The following is a 19,201-nucleotide window of genomic DNA, read 5'->3' on the forward strand; positions in this document are numbered from 1 at the left end:
TTCACGATGGGAGGAGGGCTCTGCATGCACAGTGTCGAATCGGGCGGGTTGCGGGGTGCGCTCCTGTCCCTGCTGACTGTTCTCGCTGTGTCGTCGGCCAGTGCCCAGCATGGCGCTGCTGTGCAGGCGCGCACCAACGCCTTCAACGACCCCTTCGTGCAGGTCACCCGCGCCATCCCGCACTGCCCCGTGCCCGAAGGCCCGCTCTACACCGAGGCCGAGGTGCGTGAGCTCGCCCATGTGCGATCACAGCACGGCGGCAGCTGCCACCGCGTGGGGCGCTGCCGCCTGCCCAACTCCTACCTGTACGACGCCGAGATCATCCCGCGCGTGCAGCGCTACATCCAGCAGGATGGCCGCTTTGACGACACCAGCGTGTGGGTGCTGGGCGAGCGGCGGCTGGTGACGCTGATGGGTTGTGTGCAGTCGCAGGCGCAGGCCGAGGCGCTGGAGAAAGCCGTGTGGCTGGTGGACGACGTGATGGGGGTGATCAACCTGCTGCAGGTGGGCGCTGAGCGCGATGGCGTGCGTTACCCGGTCTTACCGCCGTAGTGCTGGCGGTAGGGCTGGACAGCGCAATCGTGGCGATGGAGCACGACGGGGCGTGGCGCAGCGCGACCAGGCACCATGACCCTTCAGACAAACAAAGTAGACAGCATGTGCACCGGCACAGGCAGGCCGGGCGTGGCCTCCGTTGCTTCGAAGAAGTCCGCGCCTTGCTGGGCTGGACGAATGGACGAAAAAATGGGCGGAAACTGAGGCTGGGTGATGTGGTGCTTGGTCTTGCACTCTTCGCAGGCATGTAGCTTGGGAACAAACTGGCGGTTCTTGCGTGAACCCACGGGCCCCAGGGTGTCCCAGACGACGCGGGAAGCTTCTGCCGACACTGGCTTGCAATGGTTGCGCCAATCCACATTGCCCAAGACAGCCACATAGAAGCCAAGAAGGTTTGACACCAGATCCTCTTCGCTGAAACCACTGTCTGTAAAGGCAGAGAGCGAGGCCTGGACATCCTCGAATCCCATCGACACTTCTTTGAAGATGGCCAGCGCCACCGAGCGCTGGGTGGCCAGCGGCAGACCCTTGCGGATGAAGTAGAACTTCGTGAAGTCGCGAGAGAGGCCGAACTTTCGCATTCCCTGCCGGTACATCACGAGATGGTGATCCGGCCGGCCTGCGACCTGCAGGCCTCGCTCGAGCGAGACGTCCTTCCAAAGATAGCTTGCACTCGCATGGCGGTTCGCCGGTTTCTCGACCGAAACCAGGTGACCTATGTCGATCCAGCCGCAATTGCACGTATAGATGAGGCGATTGGGAATGTCCGATCGAGATGACATGGATGTTCAACGAGGAGGTAAAAGGGAAGAGGGGTGCCGCGTGTCACCTGCGTCTAGAGCGAATCAATCAAAGTGAGTGATTTCAAAGCGGATCGATGGTGTGCCTGCATCGTTGTCCTGGTAGGTGGTCAGCAAGATCAGGTCATGCTTTTCGGAGGTGTACTGTGCTTCCCGGATTCCCGGGGAGACGGTGTTCTTGTTGTTGACAACAGCCGTTGATTCATTGCCCGCCGTACTCACGGAATGCAGTGCCAGCTTCTGTAGTTGCTGAGTCATCTGGTCCCAGACCGCGTCGGCGGCTTCAGGCTGTACCTTGAAGCTCAGCTGTGATTGGGCTGGCTTGTTCCCGTCGCCGACAGAGCCGAAATACTCGCGGCTCTGAGCGCCATCCGGCACCTGTATGTCGCGGACCAGCGAAGAGATTCCCAGGTAGTAAACAGGCGAGCCAGGCCTTGTCACGTAGTCCTCCTCGGAGAAGAGGTAGCCCAGCGTGGCAATCCCAGCAAGAAGAAGTGCGGCGGCCGCAATGGCGGTCAATCGAAAGACAGTGCGGAGGGGATGCCCAGGCATGGTGGGGTTGAGGTCGTGCGGCGGGAGGAGCGGCGATTCTGGCCGTGAAACCCCTTGGTCAGGGTGTAAGAGATGTAATGGGCCGTATGGCGCGTTGGTTGAGGGCATGTAGATGCCACCAGAGACCCTTCCACCCTCACCAGGTAGCACCAACCGAGGGATTTCCATATCTGCAGGAGAGGAGAGATATTGCACATTGCGTGCTACTAACATTTTGGAGCCTTGTATGCCCTTGCGTTTTGATTTTTCCTCACTGCTATCTGCCCCCGCACTGGTGGCAGCCCTGGTGTGCATGATGCCCGCCATAGGGTCGGCAAAACCGTTCAAGTGGGCAGGCTCCAGCGACATCCAGACCATGGACATCCATTCGCAGAACAGCGCCTTGGGCAACGGCATCCATGCGGCGGTGTACGAGTCGCTGGTGATGTTCAACAGCCGCACCCTCAAGGTCGAGCCGCTGCTGGCCACCTCGTGGCAGCAGGTCAGCCCCACGCAGTTGCGCGTGAAGCTGCGCCAGGGGGTGAAGTTCAGCGACGGCTCGGCCATGACGGCCGATGACGTGGTCTATTCGCTGCAGCGCGCGATGAGCCGGACCTCCACGTACTCCATCTACACCCAGGGCATGGACCGCATCGCCAAGGTGGACGGCGAGACCATCGACATCTTCCTGAAGAACCCCAACCCGGTCATCCTGAACCAGCTCACCGAGCTGCGCGTGATGAGCAAGGCCTGGGCGGAGAAGAACAACTCGGTGGAGCCCAAGGACATCAAGGCCAAGGAGGAAACCTTCTCCCACCGCAATGCCATGGGCACCGGGCCCTTTGTGCTCAAGGAATGGGTGCCCGACCAGAAGCTCGTGTTCACGGCCAACCCCCACTGGTGGAATGCGGGCAAGGCCGAGGGCAACGTCACAGAGATCACCTACACCCCCATCAAGTCCGAAGCCACGCGCATCGCCGCGCTGCTGTCGGGCGAGGTGGACATGGTGCGTGACACCAGCATCCAGGACCTGGCCCGCATCAAGGCCAACCCCAATCTCAAGGTCATGGAGATGGTGGAGAACCGCACCGTGTACCTCGCCATGGACCAGTTCCGCGACGAGCTGGTGGGCAGCAACATCAAGGGCAAGAACCCGCTCAAGGACCTGCGCGTGCGCAAGGCGCTCTACCAGGCCATCGACAGTGCCACCCTGCAGCGCGTGACCATGCGCGGCATGTCCAAGCCCACCGGGGCCATGGTGTCGCCGCTGGTCAATGGCTGGACGGAAGCCGTGGACAAGCGTCTGCCCTTTGACGCCAATGCCGCGAAGGCCTTGCTGGCCGAGGCGGGCTACAAGGACGGCTTCGAGGTGGACTTTGCCTGCAGCAACAACGCCATCGTGCAGGACGAAGAGCTGTGCCAGGCGATCACCTCCATGTGGTCGCGCATCGGCGTGAAGGCCAAGCTGCGCACGCTGCCAGCGGTCACCTACTACCCCATGGCCCAGCGGCACGAGGCCAGCATTGCACTGCTCAGCTGGGGGGTGCCCACCTTCGACGCGCTGTACACCCTGCAGTCCCTCGTCCGCACCAAGACCACCGGCGGTGACGGCAACTACAACCTGGGTCGCTACAGCAACGAGCGCATGGACTACATCGTGGACCGCGTGAAGACCGAAACCGACCAGCCCGTGCGCAACCGCCTGCTGACCGAAGGCCTGCAGCTGCAGAACGACACCGTGGCCCACATCCCCCTGCACAACCAGATGTTGGCCTGGGCCATGAAGAAAAACGTGGAGCTGGTGCAGCGGCCGGACAACCGCATTGACTGGCGCCTTATCAAGGTGAACTGAGGCCCGGGTGCTGCAGCATTCGAGACTGGCGCGGTGCAGGCCCGTGCCCTCTCCCGCAGGCGGGGCGGAGGCGCCGAAGGCGACTCAGGGGGTGTTCACTCCATGGGTTGGAACATGATGATCGCCATGCCCGCCAGCGCCACCAGCACGCCCGCCACATCCCACGGTGTGGGCCGGATGCCATCCACGGCCCACAGCCACGCCAGCGCCACGCCGACGTAGACGCCGCCATAGGCCGCATACACGCGGCCTGCCCCGGCGGTGTCGTGCAGCGTGAGCAGCCAGGCAAACAGCGCCAGGCTCACAGCCGCAGGCAGCAGCAGCCACACCGGCTTGCCCTGGCGCAGCCAGAGCCACGGCAGATAGCAGCCCACGATCTCGGCCAGGGCGGTGGCCAGAAAAAGTGCCAAGGTTTTCATCGGCCGGACCGGCCTCGCGCCGCAAGGGGGCGGGGTGGTTCATTGCTGGCGGCCTCGCCCGCAGCGGGCGCGAGCCAGGCGCGCAGGGCCAGCTCGCCCTCGGCGGAGAAATGCAGCACCCGCGAATCCTTGTCGCGCCGTGCCCAGCCGCGCTCCAGCAGGCGCTGCAGCAATGCCGCGCCCAAGGCGCCGCCCAGGTGGTGGCGCCGCTCGCTCCAGTCCAGGCAGGGGCGGCACAGCATGCGCCGCTGGCGTGCGGCTGCGGTGGTGTCGATGCCCTGGTGGGCGAACCACTCGGCGCCCGCTGGCGTCACGGCCAGGCCCTCGTCGGCAGCGTGCAGGTAGCCCTGGCGCAGCAGCGCCTCGTGCAACTGCACGCCCACCTCGCCTGCCAGGTGGTCGTAGCACACGCGGGCACGCCGCAGGGCCGGCTCGCGCGGGCTGGCGCGCAGGCGCACGGCACCGGCGCGGAAGGCCACGTTCATCAGGGACTCCAGCAGCTGCGCCACATCACGGCCTGCCAGCCGGAAGTAGCGGTGCCGGCCCTGGTTTTCCACCGCCAGCAAACCGGCATCGAGCAGCTTGGCCAGGTGGGCGCTGATGGTCTGTTTGGTCACGCCCGCGATGTCGGCCAGTTCGGTGGCCGTGAGTGCGCGGTCGGCCATCAGTGCGGTGAGGACTTCGGCGCGTGCGCTGTCGCCGATGAGCGCGGCAATACGCGCGATGTGGGGGCCGTCTTTCATGGTTCGATCTTGGGCGAACCATCTGTGCCCGTCAACGGCCTATCGTGAAGCCCTTGCCAACACCAGACTTTGGAACACCATGATCACCTGCTTCATCCGCTACGACATCGATCCCTTCCAGCGCGAGGCATTTGCCGAATACGCACGCCGCTGGGGCCAGATCATTCCCCGCTGCGGCGGCCACCTGCTGGGCTACTTCCTGCCGCACGAAGGCAGCAACTACGAGGCCTGGGGCCTGATCGGCTTTGATTCGCTGGCCGCCTACGAGGCCTACCGCGCCCGCCTGCGCGCCGACCCCGAAGGCCGCGCCAACTTTGCGATGGCGCAGGAGAAACGCTTCATCCTGCGCGAGGAGCGCACCTTCACCCAGGCCGTGGAAGGCACGCTGGGCCTGCCTGCCCATCCGCAAGGGGCCGCCACATGATGGCCGTGATCTTCGAGGTGACGCCCGCGCCGGGCCAGCGCAGTGCCTATCTGGATGCAGCCGCAGCGCTCAAGCCGCTGCTGGCGCAGATCGACGGCTTTGTTTCCATCGAGCGCTTCGAGAGCCTGAGCGCGCCTGGCAAGCTGCTGTCGCTGTCCTTCTGGCGCGACGAGGAGGCCTTGGCCCGCTGGCGCCAGCAGGAGGCGCACCGCAGCACCCAGGCGGCTGGGCGCGACCATGTGTTTGCCGACTACCGGCTGCGCGTGGCGGGGGTGGTGCGTGACTACGGCATGAACAACCGGGCGCAGGCGCCCGCTGATTCCCGTGCGCTGCACGGCTGACCGCGCGCAACTCTTCACACAGGCATGAGTCCCGTGCGCAGCGCGTGGGCCCACTCCGGTCTGCCATTCTTTTGCGCCAGCACTGCCATGGGCTCGTGGTTGTAAGGCACCCGGTGGTGCGCCACCTGCCAGCCCTGGGCTGTGCGCTCCGCAATGGCGTAGCACGCATCCGGCGTGCCGTTCTCTACCTTGTGCGCCACAGGGTGGTCGTCGCCATAGGCCTGCAGGCCCACGCTGCCGGGGTTGATCAGCAAGATGCCTGCCCCCAGCCGCACCTGCCGCGGCACATGGGTGTGGCCGCAGGCCACCAGCGGCGCATAGTGGCCTGCCAGGCGCTCGTCGATCTCGGCCGTTGTGGCAGCGCGCACCGTGGGGCCGTCCAGCGTTTCGAGCAGGTACTCATGGTCGCTGCGCGGCGAGCCGTGGCACAGCAGCACGTCTTCGTCCAGGCGCAGGGTGTGCGTCAGGCTGCGCATCCAGGTGAACTCCGCCTCGGTGAGCTGCGCATGCGCGTACTGGTCCGATGGGCCGCCGTGGCCAGGGCGCAGCTGCAGCACCTGGCGCTCGTGGTTGCCCGCCAGCGAGAGCCAGTCCGAGGCCATGAGCCACTGCGCCGTCTCGCGGGGCAGCAGCGGGCCCGAGAGGTTGTCGCCCAGGTTCACCACGCGGTCGGCACCGTGCAGGGCGATGTCGGCCGCCACAGCTTCAAGGGCCGCGAGGTTGCCGTGGATGTCGGAGACAAAAGCGATGCGCATGGGAAAGCCGTGTGTGGGTGGTTGATGGGTTGGCACGCCGATGTGCTGCCGCCTGTACCGCTGCAAGCGTGCAGCAGCGTCCTCATCCTATGTGTTTGCTCGCGCGGCTTCCAGCGCCAGCGGCAGGTACTGTGCCAGCTGCTTGTGCGCCAGGTCGTCGATGGAGCGCAGTTTGAGGTGCCTGCGCCCCTTGCCCGCGCCCTCCAGGTGGCCGAAGGGGTCGCTGATGCGCGCACCCTGTCCGAACTCCACCGACACATGCGCCTGGTAGGCGAACACGCCGCAGAACGACACCCCCTGCGCGGCAAACAGGATGCCGCCGTATTTCACCTCTTCCGTGGGCGCCTCAAAAGGCGGCTGCAGCAACAGGGCGCGCACGGCCTGCACGATGGCGTACTGGGTCTCTCCGAGGAAACGGATGTCTTCGAGCAATGCGGGGACAGAGCGTGTGGCCATGGGGTGCGTGTGCGGGCTGCGGACAGGGCGCAGCGTAGGCGAAGTTGCTGACAAGGGGGTGGCAGCAGCGGGCGCACGCCAAAGCACTCCGCTCCCGCAGAACCCTGTCAGAACCTCAATAAAAATGGCCGCTTCCGCCTGTTGGTATTAGACTTTTTGCTATCGATATAGCAGCAATTAAAGGGCGAAGATCTTCCCCGGATTCAGGATGTTCTTCGGGTCCAGTGCCCGCTTGATCGCGCGCATCATGTCCACCGCGCCCGTGCCGGTCTCGTCCAGCAAAAAGCCCATCTTGTGCACGCCCACGCCATGCTCGCCCGTGCAGGTGCCGCCCATGCTGAGGGCGCGGGCCACCAGCGTGTGGTTCATCGCTTCGGCCTTGGTGCGTTCTTCGGCGCTGTTGGGGTCGATGAGGTAGCCGAAGTGGAAGTTGCCGTCGCCCACGTGGCCGACGAGGAAGTAGGGGATGCCGCTGGCTTCGACTTCGTCCACGGATTCAAGCAGGCAGTCGGCCAGGCGGCTGATGGGCACGCAGGTGTCGGTGCTGATGGCGCGGCAGCCAGGGCGGCTTTGCACGGCGGCGAAGTAGGCGTTGTGCCGGGCCGTCCACAGGCGGGTGCGCTCTTCGGGTGTGCTGGCCCATTCAAAAGCCTGGCCGCCAAATTCGCTGGCAATGTCCTGCACCATCTCGGCCTGCTCCTTCACGCTGGCGGGTGAGCCGTGGAACTCCATGAGCAGCATGGGTTCTTCGCGCAGATTGAGCTTGCTGTGTGCGTTCACCATGCGCACCGTGTGGTGGTCGATCAGTTCCACGCGGGCAATCGGCACGCCGATCTGGATGGTCTGGATGGTGGTGCGCACTGCGGCCTCGATGCTCGGGAACGAGCAGATCGCGGCGCTCACCGCCTCGGGCAGCGGGTACAGGCGCACGGTGATCTCGGTCATGACGCCCAGCGTGCCTTCGCTGCCCACCATCAGGCGGGTCAGGTCGTAGCCCGCGCTGCTTTTCTTGGCGCGCGTGCCGGTGTGGATGACTTCGCCGCTGGCCGTCACCACCTCCAGCGCCAGCACGTTTTCGCGCATGGTGCCGTAGCGCACGGCGTTGGTGCCGCTGGCGCGTGTGGCGCACATGCCGCCGATGCTGGCGTCGGCACCGGGGTCGATGGGGAAGAAAAGGCCGGTGTCCTTGATGGCGTCGTTAAGCGCCTTGCGCGTGATGCCAGGCTGCACCGTCACCGTGAGGTCTTCGGCGTTGATGCTCAGCACCTGGTTCATGCGGCTCACGTCGATGCTGATGCCGCCCTGCACGGCCAGCAGGTGGCCTTCGAGCGACGAGCCCGCGCCGTAGGGGATCACAGGCACTTCGTACTGGCTGGCCAGCTTCACCGCATCGGCCACATCCTGCGTGCTTTCGGCAAACACCACGGCGCTGGGCGGCGGGGCCTGCAGCGAGCCTTCGTCGCGCCCGTGCTGCTCGCGCACGGCCTGGGCCAGCGAGCACTGCGCGCCAAAGCGGGCCTGCAGCGCATCGATGAGGGCCTGGGGTACGTCGCGCAGCTTGATTTCGGGCAGCAGGTGGGCGGCAGCGGTGGGGGCGTTCATGGTGTGTGTCTCCGGTGGGTGCGGTCAGTGAGAAGCATTCTAGGTTCGGCCCCGTGCAAGGGCTCTGGGTGATCCAACTTGGGCCTGTGCGGGGATGCGGGTATTCACGGGCTTGTTGGTCGGCGCATGCATAAATACATTACGTTCGAAATGTATATTGTGAAAGCGCCATGAACCACCGTGTTTCCCCCAAGGCCGGGGTGCGCCGCACCCATGCCGAGCGCAGCGCCGCCACGCGCCAGCACCTGATCGCCACCGCCATCGACGTGATCCAGCACCGCAGCCTGGAGGAGATGTCCATCCACGAGCTGGCCAAGTCGGCGGGCATGACCTCGGGCGCGGTGCAGCACCACTTCGAGTCGAAGGCGGTGCTGATGATGAATGTGCTGAGCGAGCTGATCGAGTCCACCGTGCGCTCGGGCGAACTCTGGCCCAGCCCCGCGCTGCCCGCGCGCGAGCGCGCTGCGAAGTTTGTGCAGGCGGTGTGGGGCCTGGTCTATGCGCAGCCGCGCTTCATCGTGGCCTGGAACATCTACCTGGGCTGCCGCAACCAGCCCGAGGTGCTGGGCCACATTGCCGAGCTGCGCCAGAGTGTGCAGGCGCGCATGCACGAAGGCTTCTTCACGGCCTTCCCCGAGCTGGCGGCAGAGCCCGACCGCGACGGCCTGCTGGGCCTGGTGCTGTCGTCGCTGCGCGGGCTGGGGCTGCTGCAGCTGTTTGCGCCCGCACAGCCATCAGCGCCCGATGCCGTCCATCAGGCGCAGCTGGCCTGCCTGGCCGACTGGATTGCCACCCGGTGCGAGGCCGCAGCAGCCTCTGCGGGCACGCCCACGAAGGTGCGCACGCGCCGCCGCTGACCCGTCTTTGCTGACCCCTATTTGCCTGCACGCCGCGCCGATCAGGCATCCCTCGCCTAAAACATCACCAGGAGACACACCATGACTTCGGCTTCCACGCGCGCTCCGCGCCTCCTCGCGCTCGCCGCACTGGCCTGCGCTGCTGGCAGCGCCCTGGCACAGCAGTCTGCGGCCTACCCGGCCAAGCCCATCCAGCTCATCGCCCAGCAACCGCCCGGCAGTGGCTCGGACGCGATGACGCGCGTGTGGGCCGACTGCGCTGCGCGCGAGCTGGGCCAGGCCGTGGTGGTGCAGAACAAGCCCGGGGCCAATGGCATCCTGGCCATCAACTACCTCAAGTCCCAGCCGGCCGACGGCTACAGCCTGCTGAGCATCGGCATGTCGCAGATGACGATCACGCCCTATGTCTACAAGCAGCCGCCGTATGACCCGCAACACGACTTTGACGGTGTGGCCGTGCTGGGCACCTCGCCCCTGGTGCTGGCCGTGCCGCCCGGCATGGGCATTGCCAGCCTGGCTGACCTGCAGAAGCTGGCGCGGTCCACGCCCGGCGGCATCAACTTTGGCTCACCGGGCAAAGGCAGCCCTGCGCACCTGCTCACCTCGGCGCTGGTGGACAAGCTGGGTGTGCCCGGCACCCATGTGCCCTTCGTGGGCGAGGGTGCGGGCCTGACTGCGCTCATGGGCCAGCAGATCCATGCGATGACGCTGGTCATTGGCACGGCGGCGGCGCAGGTCAAGGCGGGCAAGCTGGTGCCGCTGGCGCTGTTTGGTGCGCAGCGCTCGGCGCTGCTGCCCGATGTGCCCACCATCGCCGAGGCCCTGCCCGCCGCCAGCGATCTGGCGCGCCCCGCGTGGATTGCGGTGGTGGCCAAGGCAGGCACGCCGCCCGAGCTGCTGCACCGGCTCAATGCCGTCACCGAAAAATGCCGTGGTGGTGATGCGCAGTACAAGTCCCGCCTGGAAGCCATGAACGTCACACTGACCACTTCCACACCCGGCGATGCCCGCACCTGGGCGGCCCGCGATGCGGCCGTGTGGCGCCCGCTGATCGACAAGCTGGGCCTGGCCACGGAATGAGTGCGAGCACAGCGGCGCCGCTGGTCACGCTGCCTCACGGCGGGCAGCTGCGCGGCCTGTGGGAGCAGGGTGTGCGTGTGTTCCGGGGTGTGCCATATGCGCAGGCGCCGAGCGGCACTTTGCGCTTTGCGGCGCCGGTGCCAGCGCTACCGTGGCCTGGCGTGCGCGATGCCACCGGGTTTGCGCCGATGGCACCGCAGCTGGCCCGCACCGCGCGTGCAGATGCGCCCATGCTGGGTGGCGAAGACTGCCTGGCCGTGAACGTATGGGCCCCGCCTGCCGAGCCCGGCGCCCGTCTGCCCGTGATGGTCTGGGTGCATGGCGGCGGGTTCTTTCGCGGCGCGGCCAGCGAGCTGTTGTACGACGGGGCGTCGTTTGCGCGCCAGGGCGTGGTGTTTGTGTCGCTGCAGTACCGCTTGGGCATCGACGGCTTCCTGCATTTCGAGGACGAGGGTGAGGCTGGTTCGCGGGGCGGCGCAGCGCCCGCCAATCGCGGCCTGCTGGACCTGTTGGCCGCGCTGCAATGGGTGCGCGAGCATATCTCCGCCTGGGGCGGCGACCCGTCGCAGGTCACGGTGTTCGGTCAGTCGGCCGGTGCGGGCGCACTGGCCTGTGTGCTGGGCATGCCCGCATCGCGTGGGCTCTTGTTACGCGCCATCTTGCAAAGCCCCAGCGTGGCCTGCCAGACGCTGCAAGAGGCCGCCGCTGCACGCCGCGCCGTGGCTGCGCTGGTGGGGGTGGCGCCCACCCTGGCTGCGCTGGGTGCGGCAGCCCGGCCTGCCGTGCTGCACGCGGTGCACCGCCTCGCGGCAGACCCGGCCCTGCGGCAGCAGCACGGCCTGGGCATCCGCAACTTCTTTCCCCTGCGGCCCGTGGTGGACGGGCAGGTGCTTGTTGCGCCACCGCTGCAGGCGCTGGCGCAGCAGTGGGCAGCGCACCCGCCAGACTTGCAGGTGCTGGTGGGCAGCAATGCCGAGGAGATGCGCCTGTACCACGTGCCGGGCGGCGCGATGGACCGCGTGACCGAGGCGCAGATGCTGGCCTTTGCGCAGGAGGTGGGTTTGGGCGCGCACGCGGTGTATGCCCTGCGCGCCACATTGCCGCCCACACATGAAACGCCCGGCGAACTGCTGTGTGCCCTGCAGTCCGACTTTTACTACCGCGTGCCCGCCCAGCGCATTGCAGCGCTGGCCAGCCGCTGGGCCCGCAGTGCCCATGCCTACGAATTCGCCTGGCCTTCGCCGCAGTGGCGGGGGCGCCTGGGGGCGGCGCATGGGGTAGAGCTGCCATTTGTGTTCGGCAACCTCCACACCACCACGGGGCAGGAACTGACAGGGCCCAAGCCACCCACCGCGCTGGCTGCGGCCATGCACCAGGGCTGGGTGGCGTTTGCACAAAGGGGCGACCCCGGATGGGCGCCGTCCGCGGGCGCACAACCGCTGGTTCGGCGGTTCGATGTGGCGTCGCCTGCGTATGCGCCCCACCCGGAGCCTGTGCGGCTCTCGCTGTGGGACGGTCTTCTCTGACAAAGTAGCCGCCGAGGTGGCTGCAGAGGTAGATGCCAAAGCGGTAGCTCGCTACACTGGTCCGGCGTCTTGTTGACGACTTCAAACAGAGGGGGTTGCCATGGCTTCAGCCAATGTGGGGGACTGCCTGTCGGGTGCCTGGGGCATCTTCAAGAACAACGCCATCACCCATGTGGTGTGTACCTTGCTGGTGATGGTGGTGGCCAGCATCAGCGCGGGCCTGCTGGCCGGGCCCATGGTGGTGGGCTATATGCGCATGATCGATCGCGAGACGCGCGGTGAGGCGGTGCAGATCGGCGACATCTTCCGGGGTTTTGACGACTTTGTGCCCGCGTTCGTGGCGGGGCTCATCAGCTCGCTGGTGGTGTCGCTGGGCTTCATGCTGTGCTTCATTCCCGGCCTGCTGGTCATGGCGCTGCCCCCGGTGGCGCTGTTCCTCGTGGCGCGCGGCGAGCGCGATGGTGTTGCCGCCTTCAACCAGGCCTGGGGCATCGTGACGAAGAACCTGGGCTCGGCGTTTTTCTGTTCGCTGGTGCTGGGCATCGTGGGTTCGCTGGGCTTTTTGCTCTGCGGGGTGGGCGCGCTGCTGACGCTGCCGCTGTCCACCATCGGCTCTTACTACATGGCGCGCCAGCTGGTGGGCGATGAACCGGTGGCACTCCCTCCCCTCTGAGCCACGCCCGGTGATGGCGCCAGTGGGCAGCCCGCCCGCCTGGCAGCCGCTGGACGGGAGCGCGCGGCGGCTGCGGCTGGCGTGGGGCCTGGGCTGGCCTTTGGCCATGGCCGCCACACCCTGGTGGCTGGGGCAGGATGGGCTGGGCCTGGGCTGCGGGTTTCGCGCGCTGACGGGCATGCCCTGCCCGCTGTGCGGCGGCACACATGCGTGTGCAGCCCTGGTCCAGGGCGATTGGGCGGCCGCCTGGGCCGCCAACCCGGGCGCGCTGTTGCTGCTGCTGTGGCTGGTGCTGCTGGCGGGCCAGGCGGTGGTCGAAGGCGCCCAGGGCCGCCGCCGCGTGGCGCGCTGGCCGTGGTGGCATCCGACAGTGCTGGCGGCGGTGGGAGGCGGGCTGTTGTTGTTCTGGGTCTTGCGCCTGGCTGGGCTTGCATAACGGCTTGTTAGCCCGGGAGGGCTTTGTTGCTTCCCTCCAGGCAAAAGCGATAGCTTTCTGCGGTCGTCGGGTCGTCGCACGTATGTAGCGGCCCGCCAACGCCTGCACCACATCCATGCACCAGCATCCCCTTGGGTCGGCCCTGCGCATCGTTGCGGGGCAGGCTCCCCCGATGGTGCACAGCCTCCGTGCGCCAGGCTGGTGCATTCGGCTTGTATACCAGTTGGCACGGAACCTGCGATACCGCAGGCAATGACCACCGCCACCGAGATCAGCAACCGCATCATCGAAGCCGTGATGGCGCAAAAGCTCGCGCCCGGCTCCCGCCTGGGCGAGCAGCAGCTGGCCATGCTGTTCGACTGCAGCCGCACCATCGTGCGCGAGGCGCTCACCCGGCTCGCCACACGCGGCATCGTCACCGTCAGCGCCCGGCGCGGCTGGTATGTGATCGAGCCGTCGCAAGACGAAGCGCGCGAGGCCTTCGAGGCGCGCCGCGTGATCGAACTGGGCCTGCTGCACCAGCTCAAGGTGGTGGACAAGACGGCGCTGCGCCAGCTCAAAAGCCACCTGCAGCGCGAAAAGGCTGCGCTGGCGGGCACTGATGTGGGCATGCGTAGCTTCTTGCTGGGCGACTTTCATGTGTGCCTGGCCGAATGCCTAGGCAACAGCCTGCTGGCCGACACGCTGCGCGATTTCACGGCGCGCACCACGCTCATCGCCATGCTCTACCAGTCGTCGCACGATGCGGCGCAGAGCTGCGCCGACCATGTGCGCATCGTCGAGGCGCTGGAGGCGGGCGACATTGCCCGCGCCGAGGCGCTGATGTCCGAACACATCGGCACCGTGCAGTCGGCCCTGCGCCTGCAGGCCAGCAGCGATCCGCTGGCCGGGCTGCGCGATGCGCTGGCACCGGTGCGCAAGAGCCCCGCACAAGCCACCCCACCGGCTCGCGCGCGCAAGCCCCGCGCTGCCCCCAAGAGTTCCACCCCCCCAGCGTCTGACCCAGACGCGCCTGCCGACGCATCCACCTACCTAGGAGCCCTGCTATGACCACCGTCCGCACCGTCACTTCGTCCACCCGCCGCCTGACCCTGGGCGTGCTCGCCGCCACCGGCCTCGCAGCGGCATTGATGGCGCCCGCCGCCCACGCGCAGAACGCGCTGGACAACATCCTCAAGGCCAAGGAAATCAAGATCGCCATCCCCACCGACTACCCGCCCTACGGCTTTGTCGGCACCGACCTCAAGCCCCAGGGCCTGGACGTGGAGATGGCCCACTACATCGGCGCCAAACTGGGCGTGAAGGTCGAGCTGATCCCCGTGACCAGCGCCAACCGCATCCCCTACCTGCAAACGCAGAAGGCCGACCTGGTGATCTCCACGCTGGGCAAGAACCCCGAGCGCGAGAAGGTGATCGACTTCACTGCGGCCTACGCACCGTTCTTCCAGGCCGTGTTTGCGAGCAAGAGCCTGAACATCAAGAGCTTTGCCGACTTGACCGGCAAGTCGGTGGCCGTGACGCGTGGCGCCATGGAAGACCAGGAGCTGGCCAAGGTCGCGCCTCCCGGCGTGGACGTGAAGCGTTTTGAAGACCACGCGGCCAGCATTGCGGCCTTCGTGTCGGGCCAGACGCAGGCGATTGCCACCAGCGCATCGACGGCCGGGACCATCATGGTCAAGAACCCCAACCTGCAGACCGAATACAAGCTGCTGCTCAAGGACAGCCCCAACTTCATCGGCGTGGCCAAGGGCGAAGACAAGCTGCGCCTGCGCGTGAACGAAATCATTGCCGAGGCGCGCAAATCCGGCGACATCGACAAGATGTCCAGCAAGTGGCTGGGCCGCCCTGCGGGCGATCTGCCCCTGTGATGCGGTGCACAGGATGAATTGCTGAAACCCAAGGGCCTGCGGCGCGACAAGCGGCGCAGGGCACAAGCATGCTGATTGCGCTCGATTTTTCTGCCGTCCTCGCGTCGTGGCCATTGCTGGTGCGCGGCGTGGTCTGGACCATTGGCCTCACCATCGTGGGCACCGTGCTGGGCCTGCTGCTGGGCACGGCCTGCGCCTGGGCGCGTGCGCGCAACCTGGGCCACCGGCCCACTGCGCTGCGCTGGGCTGTGGCCAGCTATGTGGAGTTGGTGCGCAACACGCCCTTCATCGTGCAGCTGTTCTTCCTGTTCTTTGGCCTGCCCGCGCTGGGGCTCAAGCTCACGCCCGAGTTCGCGTCGGTGCTGGCCATGGTGATCAACCTGGGCGCGTACTCGGCCGAGATCATCCGCGCGGGCATCGAGGCCACGCCACGTGGCCAGATCGAAGCCGCGCACAGCCTGGCGCTCACGCCGGGCCAGACCTTCCGGCGTGTGGTGCTGCCGCCCGCGCTGCAAAAGGTGTGGCCCGCCATGGTCAGCCAGATCATCATCGTGATGCTGGGCTCGGCCGTGTGCGGGCAGATCTCCACGCCCGAGCTGAGCTATGCGGCCAACCTCATTTCCAGCAACACCTTCCGCGCTTTTGAGGCCTTCATCCTGGCCACAGCGGTGTACCTGGTGCTGTCCATGGCCACGCGCCGATTGCTGATGTGGATCGGCGCACGTTTTCTGGTGGGGAGATAAGCCATGGTGGACTTTTCCTTGTGGGACATCCTGCGCAACCTGCTGCTGGCAGCGCGCTGGACGGTGTCCCTGTCCCTCATCGCCTTCATCGGTGGCGGCCTCGTAGGCCTGGTGCTGCTGGTGCTGCGCCTGTCCAAAGTGCGTGGCGTGGACCGCGCGGTGGGCGCCTATGTGCAGGTGTTCCAGGGCACGCCGCTGCTCATGCAGCTGTTCCTGGCGTACTTCGGCATTGCGCTCTTTGGCATCAAGACCTCGCCGTGGACAGCCGCCGCCGTGGCGCTCACGCTCTATACCAGCGCCTACCTCACCGAGATCTGGCGCGGCTGTGTGGCCTCCATCCCCAAGGGGCAGTGGGAGGCCGCGCAGAGCCTGGCGCTCAACTTTGGCGAGCAGCTGCGCCATGTGGTGCTGCCGCAGGCACTGCGCATTGCGGTGCCACCCACGGTGGGTTTTCTGGTGCAGGTCATCAAGGGCACGGCGCTGGCCTCGGTCATCGGCTTTGTGGAACTGACCAAGGCGGGCAGCATGATCTCCAACGCCACCTACCAGCCCTTCCTCGTCTACGCCTGCGTGGCGTTGCTCTACTTTGCCCTGTGCTTCCCCGTGAGCCTGGTGGCGCAATCGCTTGAAAGGAAACTCCATGGCAACCGCCGTTGAAACCACCCCGGTCCCCGCGCACGACGGCATCGTGGTGGGTGATCCGCCCATCGTGGACATTACGGCCTTGCGCAAGTCCTACGGCAGTAACGAGGTGCTCAAGGGCATTGACCTCAAGGTGCAGCGCGGCGAGGTGATTGCCATCATCGGCAAAAGCGGCTCGGGCAAAAGCACGCTGCTGCGCTGCGTGAACGGTCTGGAAGAGTTCCAGGAAGGCGCGCTTAGCGTCAACGGCCAAAAGCTGTTGCACGACAGCCCCACGGCCATGCGCGCGCTGCGCCAGCAGGTGGGCATGATCTTCCAGAGCTTCAACCTGTTTCCGCACCTCTCTGTGGGCCGCAACATCATGCTGGCGCCCACGCTGGTGAAGGCGCGTGACGCCAAGGCGGCCGAGGCGCAGGCGCGCCAGCTGCTGGCCCGCGTGGGCCTGGCCGAAAAGTTTGACGCCATGCCCGACCAGCTCTCGGGCGGCCAGCAGCAGCGCGTGGCCATTGCGCGCGCGCTGGCCATGGAGCCGCAGGTGCTGCTGTGCGACGAGATCACCTCGGCGCTGGACCCCGAACTGGTGGGCGAAGTGCTGCGCGTGGTGGAGTCGCTGGCGCAGGAAGGCATGACGCTGATGATGGTCACGCACGAGATGGCGTTTGCCCGCAAGGTGAGCGACCGCGTGATCTTCATGCACCAGGGGCGGGTGCACGAGACCGGAGCGCCCGCCGCGCTGTTTGGCAATCCGCAGACGCCGGAGCTGCAGCAGTTCTTGTCGTCGCTGCACGATTGACCGGGCTGCGCAGAACGCGAGAAACGCGAGAAACGCGAGAAAAGCGCAAAGGCCTGTCCACGCCCTGGAGGTCCGGCGCAGGCAGGCCTTGCGTTAGGTAGTTGCACCCGCGCTGGTGCGCGGCTCAGCGCGGGCTGGGGAGAGTGGTCAGGATTGAACGCCCTTGTCGAACTCGGCACGCGACAGCGCACCGTTTTTGTCGGTGTCCAGCTCCTTGAAGCGCTGGCTGATGGCAGGCAGGGTGGCGGCTTCCTGCGCACTCAATTGACCGTCCTTGTTGGTGTCGGCCCGTTCAAAGGCCGCAGCAGCTGTGGTGGAAGCGCTGCTGCCGGGCCCGACAGTGAAACCCGAGCCCGCCTGGGTTGTGCCCTTGCCCTGTGGGCCGAACTGCGGGGGAGACGAAGACGTGGCAGTCTGCGCATGCAATGCACCCATGCCGCCCAGGGAGAGGGCCGCAAAAAGCATCACGCTGCGGGTATCGAACGAATAAGTGCGTCGTTGCAGTGCTTTCATGGGAAGCGAAGCTCCTTCAAAATTGAACAGGGTTTCATTGCACCGCAGCCGGGCCCTGCACGCCAGCACTCTTGCCTGCTGTTGCCTGGGCCAACATTTGCCTGCGCCATGTAACGGTGGGGGCCCGCTTTGTGTGGTTGTGTGGCCGGGATGTGCCAAGACGTAGCTCAGCGGTCCTGTGGTGCTGGCGCGGCTGGCGGAGAATCACGCTTCTCTCTCTTCCACGTTTTCAGCAAGGCACCGCCATGGCCAACCGACTCTCACAGATCGCCACGCGCACCGGCGACGCAGGCACCACGGGCCTGGGCAACAACCAGCGCGTCCCCAAGAACAGCTTGCGCATCCACGCCATGGGGGATGTGGATGAACTCAATTCCCACATCGGCCTGCTGCTGTGCGAGCCCATGCCCGATGGTGTCCGCATCCTGCTGGTCGAGGTGCAGCACCAGCTTTTCAACCTGGGCGGCGAGCTGTCGATTCCGGGCTTTGAACTGCTCAAGGCCGACGCGGTGCTGGCACTGGACGAAGCCCTGGCCCACCACAACGCCGCGCTGCCGCGCCTGCAGGAGTTCATCCTGCCCGCGGGCACGCGCGCTGCATCGCAAGCGCACATCTGCCGCACCGTGGCCCGCCGCGCTGAACGCGCCGTGGTCGCCCTGGGCAACGAAGAGGCCCTGAACGACGCTCCACGCCAGTACCTCAACCGCCTCTCCGACCTGATGTTCGTGCTCGCCCGCGTGCTCAACCGCATGGACGGCGGCGACGATGTGTACTGGAAAAGCGAGCGCTTGGCGCAGCAGAATGCTGCTGAATAGATAGCTATTAAGGCATGATGATCGCGCGGTAGCGGCTAATTCCACTCGAGTTTCCAGCAACCGTTTGAAACCGGCGCGCCCCAGACCAGGGATGCCGAGCAAGGGCCGCCCCGCAGCGAGGGCATCGTCCCCCTTCCCGAATCGCGCCAGCGATTCGAGAGAAGGGGGAAGCGGCGCAGCCGCTCAGGGGGAAGTCCTCTACCGGGGTGCGAGGATTGCCATCGTCAGCCGCGACACACAGGTCAGCTCCCCCGCCTCGTTGTGCAGATCGATGTGCCACACATGCGTGGTGCGGCCGATGTGTACCGGCTTGGCTGTGCCGGTCACCCAGCCGCTGGTGGCAGAGCGAAGGTGGTTGGCGTTGATGTCCAGGCCCACGGCGCGGTAGCCCTCGGGCAGGGCGTAGTAGGCGCCGGTGGAGCCCATGGACTCGGCCAGCACCACGCTCACGCCGCCGTGCAGCAGGCCAAAAGGCTGGATGGTGCGGTGGTCCACCGGCACCCGGGCGCGCAGAAAGTCGTCACCCACCTCGACAAATTCGATGCCCAGGTGCTCTACGGCGGTGTTGCGGTTGGCGGCCTTCAGCAGGGCCAGATCGATGGGTTTTTTCCAGATAGGCATGGTGGTCTCGAAAAGGGGGCGGGGTAGAGTCAGCACACTACTGCGCCGCAAGCGGGCTCCATAGAATGCCGGGTTCCCCCGGGGGTCGGCGGCTTGCCGGGTCAGCGTGCAGTGAGTGTCTCACTGGCACACCCGGGTTGTGCATTGTGCTTTTTC

General features: G+C 66.4%; 24 protein-coding genes. 15 read left to right on the top strand and 9 right to left on the bottom strand.

Going from position 1 to position 19,201, the window contains the following annotated elements:
- The first annotated feature begins 24 nt into the window (after positions 1-24).
- Entirely contained in the window at positions 25-552 is a 528-nt protein-coding gene (locus tag CBY09_RS12725) for a BON domain-containing protein (protein ID WP_240515708.1), read from the top strand.
- Positions 553-635: 83 nt separating this feature from the next.
- Here the strand turns inward: CBY09_RS12725 and CBY09_RS12730 are convergent, their stop codons facing one another.
- On the bottom strand, positions 636-1,337 hold the full coding sequence (locus CBY09_RS12730) for a hypothetical protein (protein WP_094289975.1): 702 nt from the start codon (positions 1,335-1,337) through the stop codon (positions 636-638).
- Positions 1,338-1,400: 63 nt separating this feature from the next.
- Positions 1,401-2,264: a hypothetical protein gene (locus CBY09_RS24090; RefSeq protein WP_240515732.1), complete on the bottom strand. Its 864-nt coding sequence runs from the start codon at positions 2,262-2,264 to the stop codon at positions 1,401-1,403.
- Here CBY09_RS24090 and CBY09_RS12740 point away from each other — a divergent pair.
- Positions 2,203-3,738: an ABC transporter substrate-binding protein gene (locus tag CBY09_RS12740; RefSeq protein WP_240515728.1), complete on the top strand. Its 1,536-nt coding sequence runs from the start codon at positions 2,203-2,205 to the stop codon at positions 3,736-3,738. The genes CBY09_RS24090 and CBY09_RS12740 overlap by 62 nt on opposite strands.
- A 95-nt stretch (positions 3,739-3,833) precedes the next feature.
- On the opposite strand, the gene CBY09_RS12745 is transcribed toward CBY09_RS12740, so the two are convergent.
- The gene (locus tag CBY09_RS12745; protein WP_094289978.1) at positions 3,834-4,157 is read right to left on the bottom strand and encodes a YnfA family protein; all 324 of its coding nucleotides are present in this window, start codon (positions 4,155-4,157) and stop codon (positions 3,834-3,836) included.
- Positions 4,154-4,900, bottom strand: a complete 747-nt coding sequence (locus tag CBY09_RS12750; RefSeq protein ID WP_094289979.1) for an ArsR/SmtB family transcription factor — start codon at positions 4,898-4,900, stop codon at positions 4,154-4,156. Before CBY09_RS12750 ends, CBY09_RS12745 begins: the two co-directional genes overlap by 4 nt.
- A gap of 79 nt (positions 4,901-4,979) precedes the next feature.
- Between CBY09_RS12750 and CBY09_RS12755 the strand changes: the two genes are divergently transcribed.
- Together CBY09_RS12755 and CBY09_RS12760 are read left to right on the top strand one after the other, a co-directional pair.
- Complete coding sequence (locus CBY09_RS12755) at positions 4,980-5,324, top strand: NIPSNAP family protein (protein ID WP_094289980.1); 345 nt, start codon at positions 4,980-4,982, stop codon at positions 5,322-5,324.
- Entirely contained in the window at positions 5,321-5,665 is a 345-nt protein-coding gene (locus CBY09_RS12760; RefSeq protein ID WP_094289981.1) for an antibiotic biosynthesis monooxygenase family protein, read from the top strand. The genes CBY09_RS12755 and CBY09_RS12760 overlap by 4 nt, the downstream gene beginning before the upstream one ends.
- Positions 5,666-5,679: 14 nt before the next feature.
- Here the strand turns inward: CBY09_RS12760 and CBY09_RS12765 are convergent, their stop codons facing one another.
- From CBY09_RS12765 to CBY09_RS12775, 3 genes are all read right to left on the bottom strand, one after another.
- The gene (locus CBY09_RS12765) at positions 5,680-6,420 is read right to left on the bottom strand and encodes a metallophosphoesterase family protein (RefSeq protein WP_094289982.1); all 741 of its coding nucleotides are present in this window, start codon (positions 6,418-6,420) and stop codon (positions 5,680-5,682) included.
- A gap of 87 nt (positions 6,421-6,507) precedes the next feature.
- Positions 6,508-6,876, bottom strand: a complete 369-nt coding sequence (locus tag CBY09_RS12770; protein ID WP_094289983.1) for a DUF1801 domain-containing protein — start codon at positions 6,874-6,876, stop codon at positions 6,508-6,510.
- A gap of 177 nt (positions 6,877-7,053) precedes the next feature.
- Positions 7,054-8,478 carry an FAD-binding oxidoreductase gene (locus CBY09_RS12775; RefSeq protein WP_094289984.1) on the bottom strand — a complete coding sequence of 475 codons (1,425 nt, stop codon included), beginning with the start codon at positions 8,476-8,478 and terminating at the stop codon, positions 7,054-7,056.
- 170 nt (positions 8,479-8,648) lie between these two features.
- On the opposite strand from CBY09_RS12775, the gene CBY09_RS12780 reads away from it, so the two are divergent.
- The 10 genes from CBY09_RS12780 to CBY09_RS12825 all read left to right on the top strand — a co-directional run bounded on the left by CBY09_RS12780 (position 8,649) and on the right by CBY09_RS12825 (position 17,096).
- Complete coding sequence (locus CBY09_RS12780) at positions 8,649-9,335, top strand: TetR/AcrR family transcriptional regulator (protein WP_094289985.1); 687 nt, start codon at positions 8,649-8,651, stop codon at positions 9,333-9,335.
- Between the two features lie 81 nt (positions 9,336-9,416).
- On the top strand, positions 9,417-10,415 hold the full coding sequence (locus tag CBY09_RS12785; RefSeq protein ID WP_094289986.1) for a Bug family tripartite tricarboxylate transporter substrate binding protein: 999 nt from the start codon (positions 9,417-9,419) through the stop codon (positions 10,413-10,415).
- Positions 10,412-11,941 carry a carboxylesterase/lipase family protein gene (locus CBY09_RS12790; protein ID WP_094289987.1) on the top strand — a complete coding sequence of 510 codons (1,530 nt, stop codon included), beginning with the start codon at positions 10,412-10,414 and terminating at the stop codon, positions 11,939-11,941. The genes CBY09_RS12785 and CBY09_RS12790 overlap by 4 nt, the downstream gene beginning before the upstream one ends.
- Before the next feature lie 100 nt (positions 11,942-12,041).
- Entirely contained in the window at positions 12,042-12,614 is a 573-nt protein-coding gene (locus CBY09_RS12795) for a hypothetical protein (protein WP_094289988.1), read from the top strand.
- A 13-nt stretch (positions 12,615-12,627) separates the two neighbouring features.
- Positions 12,628-13,050, top strand: a complete 423-nt coding sequence (locus CBY09_RS12800; protein WP_240515709.1) for a DUF2752 domain-containing protein — start codon at positions 12,628-12,630, stop codon at positions 13,048-13,050.
- A gap of 252 nt (positions 13,051-13,302) precedes the next feature.
- Positions 13,303-14,100 carry a GntR family transcriptional regulator gene (locus CBY09_RS12805; RefSeq protein WP_094289990.1) on the top strand — a complete coding sequence of 266 codons (798 nt, stop codon included), beginning with the start codon at positions 13,303-13,305 and terminating at the stop codon, positions 14,098-14,100.
- Positions 14,097-14,918 (top strand): transporter substrate-binding domain-containing protein, encoded by an 822-nt coding sequence (locus CBY09_RS12810; protein WP_094289991.1) that lies wholly within the window; start codon positions 14,097-14,099, stop codon positions 14,916-14,918. The genes CBY09_RS12805 and CBY09_RS12810 overlap by 4 nt, the downstream gene beginning before the upstream one ends.
- Before the next feature lie 68 nt (positions 14,919-14,986).
- A complete protein-coding gene (locus tag CBY09_RS12815) occupies positions 14,987-15,661 on the top strand; it encodes an amino acid ABC transporter permease (protein ID WP_094289992.1) in 675 nt (224 codons plus the stop codon).
- A gap of 3 nt (positions 15,662-15,664) precedes the next feature.
- Positions 15,665-16,318, top strand: coding sequence for an amino acid ABC transporter permease (locus tag CBY09_RS12820; protein ID WP_094289993.1), 654 nt, complete (start codon positions 15,665-15,667; stop codon positions 16,316-16,318).
- Positions 16,302-17,096, top strand: a complete 795-nt coding sequence (locus tag CBY09_RS12825) for an amino acid ABC transporter ATP-binding protein (RefSeq protein ID WP_094289994.1) — start codon at positions 16,302-16,304, stop codon at positions 17,094-17,096. The genes CBY09_RS12820 and CBY09_RS12825 overlap by 17 nt, the downstream gene beginning before the upstream one ends.
- A 147-nt stretch (positions 17,097-17,243) precedes the next feature.
- Here the strand turns inward: CBY09_RS12825 and CBY09_RS12830 are convergent, their stop codons facing one another.
- The gene (locus CBY09_RS12830) at positions 17,244-17,609 is read right to left on the bottom strand and encodes an EF-hand domain-containing protein (RefSeq protein WP_094289995.1); all 366 of its coding nucleotides are present in this window, start codon (positions 17,607-17,609) and stop codon (positions 17,244-17,246) included.
- 245 nt (positions 17,610-17,854) lie between these two features.
- On the opposite strand from CBY09_RS12830, the gene CBY09_RS12835 reads away from it, so the two are divergent.
- The gene (locus CBY09_RS12835; RefSeq protein ID WP_094289996.1) at positions 17,855-18,424 is read left to right on the top strand and encodes a cob(I)yrinic acid a,c-diamide adenosyltransferase; all 570 of its coding nucleotides are present in this window, start codon (positions 17,855-17,857) and stop codon (positions 18,422-18,424) included.
- Positions 18,425-18,622: 198 nt separating this feature from the next.
- Here the strand turns inward: CBY09_RS12835 and CBY09_RS12840 are convergent, their stop codons facing one another.
- Complete coding sequence (locus tag CBY09_RS12840) at positions 18,623-19,045, bottom strand: hotdog fold thioesterase (RefSeq protein ID WP_015011965.1); 423 nt, start codon at positions 19,043-19,045, stop codon at positions 18,623-18,625.
- Positions 19,046-19,201: the final 156 nt, after the last annotated feature.

The organism is Acidovorax kalamii, assembly GCF_002245625.1.
Lineage (GTDB): Bacteria > Pseudomonadota > Gammaproteobacteria > Burkholderiales > Burkholderiaceae_C > Acidovorax > Acidovorax kalamii.